Source organism: Methylophaga sp. UBA5088 (genome assembly GCF_002414625.1).
Taxonomy (GTDB): Bacteria; Pseudomonadota; Gammaproteobacteria; order Nitrosococcales; family Methylophagaceae; genus Methylophaga; species Methylophaga marina.
Genome location: NZ_DIAC01000092.1, coordinates 443 through 2,708, shown reverse-complemented (window position 1 = coordinate 2,708; position 2,266 = coordinate 443). Strand labels below are relative to the sequence as shown.

Sequence of the window (2,266 nt, the reverse complement as noted above, 5' to 3'; positions counted from 1 at the left end):
GTCTTGCGAACTATGCCGACATAGTTCCACATACACCGTCGTAACTCATCCCAGTTATGACTAATCGCAACAGCCTCTTTTGCTGGATGTACTTGACTGGCATCCCATTGAGGCACGATGGCAGAGGTGACCAGTGGTAGCTGTTTTTTTATATCTTCAGCGGCTGATTTTGCGAATACCAGACATTCTAGTAACGAATTACTGGCCATCCGGTTGGCACCATGTAACCCGGTATGGGCTGTTTCCCCAATGGCATACAAGCCGGGCACATCAGTTCTGCCATTTAAGTCAGTCATAATGCCGCCGCACGTGTAATGTGCCGCGGGTACCACAGGAATGGGTTGTTTGGTGATATCTATACCAAATTCTAAACAACGTTGATAAATGGTAGGAAAGTGTTCTTTGATGAATGAAGCGGGTTTATGGGAGATATCAAGATATACACAATCATGTCCTGTGCGTTTCATTTCGTGATCAATAGCTCTGGCAACAACATCCCTTGGCGCGAGTTCAGCTTGAGGATGAAATCGTTCCATGAATTGTTCACCATTCGCTAATACCAACTTGGCGCCTTCACCACGTAATGCCTCACTGATCAAAAATGATTTTGCTTGGGGGTGGAACAGGCATGTTGGATGGAACTGAATAAATTCCATATTGGCAATACGGCAACCCGCACGCCAGCCCATGGCTATGCCATCACCAGTCGAGACATCAGGGTTACTGGTGTAAAGATAGACTTTTCCTGCACCACCTGTTGCCAGCACAGTAATGGGCGCCAACAGTGTCTTGGCTTCATCTTTTTGGATATCAAGTACATAGCAACCGAGGATACGGTTATCTTTTTCACCAAGCTGTTTACTACTACTGATGAGATCGATGCCGATATGGTAAGGCAGCATTTTGATATTAGGATGTGCTTTAGCCTTATCGAGCAAAGTTGTTTCAACTTCTCTTCCAGTGGCATCAGCTGAATGAATAATACGTCGATGACTGTGTCCACCTTCCTGTGTAAGGTGATAAGTTTCTGAGGTGATGCCATCGCGAGTAAATGTCACTCCCTGATTGATAAGCCACTCAATATTTTCGCGGGCATGCTCGACGGTAAAGCGGACTGACTTTTCATTGCATAGTCCCGCACCTGCCCGCAAAGTATCATCAATATGTGACTGGATAGAGTCGGTTTTATCAAGGACCACAGAGATGCCACCCTGAGCATACAAAGAGGCGCCTTCTTCAAGTTGACCCTTTGATATTACAGCGACTTTGACATCGTTTGCCATATGTAAAGCAAGGGTCAGTCCGGCGGTGCCACTGCCAATGATTAAAATATCGTAATGATGCGTTGTGGTCATAAATCTCTATACAGGTACAATAAGAAAGTTTATTTTGCACTGAATGTGGAACAAAGTTAAATCGACATGGTCAATCAAGCTGGATTAATTGAAGCAGTGAACGTGTCGACTCAAGCCGGATGATAGGATGAATGTGGATCAAGAGCTAGTACGGCGCGTACAAGCAGGTGATAAAAAGGCGTTTGACTTGCTGATAATGAAGTATCAGCAAAGAATCATTCACGTCATTACAGGGTTTGTTCATGATCCTGTTGAAGCGATGGATGTTGCGCAAGAAGCCTTTATTAAAGCATACCGTGCTTTACCCGGCTTCAGAGGCGATAGTGCCTTCTATACATGGTTATATCGTATTGCAATCAATACATCAAAAAACTATCTGACCGCTGCCTCCAGAAGGCCACCAGTTAGTGATGTTGACGCTATGGATGCAACTATTTACTACGATGCGCCCGAATTGAAGGAATTTGAGACGCCTGAAAGTAGTCTGATGAGTGATGACTTACAACAAGCAATTCATGATGCGATTCAGGAATTGCCTGAAGATACGGCAACGGCAATCAAACTGCGGGAGTTTGAAGGTCTGAGCTATGAGGAAATTGCACAGGCAATGGATTGTCCAATTGGGACCGTACGGTCGCGTATTTTTCGCGCCAGAGAGGCAATAGATAAACAGGTCAAAGCAGTAATGGGTGGAGAGGAACTATGACAATCAAGCAACAAGAACTATTGTCAGCGTTTGTTGATGGCGAACTTAATGAGCAAGAGCTTGATGAGTTGTTGGCATTGATGAAAACAGATGACAGTGCCAAAGTGGATTACATGAGATATCAGTTCTCGAGTGATCTTCTACATGGCTATGTCACTGATCATAATCACGTTGATTTAACAGACAGAATACATCAGGCATTATC

The 2,266-nt window shown here is 44.5% G+C and carries 3 protein-coding genes; 2 read left to right on the top strand and 1 reads right to left on the bottom strand.

The features are described 5' to 3' along the window. Window positions 1-1,355, bottom strand: a 1,355-nt coding sequence (gene nadB / locus B4K20_RS11390; RefSeq protein ID WP_289282974.1) for an L-aspartate oxidase, incomplete at its 3' end; no start/stop codon positions are given. A 127-nt stretch (window positions 1,356-1,482) separates the two neighbouring features. Between nadB and rpoE the strand changes: the two genes are divergently transcribed. Beyond that, window positions 1,483-2,061: an RNA polymerase sigma factor RpoE gene (gene rpoE, locus B4K20_RS11385; RefSeq protein WP_007145701.1), complete on the top strand. Its 579-nt coding sequence runs from the start codon at window positions 1,483-1,485 to the stop codon at window positions 2,059-2,061. Continuing rightward, window positions 2,058-2,266: sigma-E factor negative regulatory protein (locus B4K20_RS11380; RefSeq protein WP_289282973.1), on the top strand; the 209-nt coding region annotated here is incomplete at its 3' end. The genes rpoE and B4K20_RS11380, both read left to right, overlap by 4 nt.

What these genes read in the sequence shown, in the direction of transcription:
- rpoE (WP_007145701.1), top strand. Translation starts at nt 1,483, where the DNA reads ATGAATGTGGATCAAGAGCTAGTACGGCGCGTACAAGCAGGTGATAAA.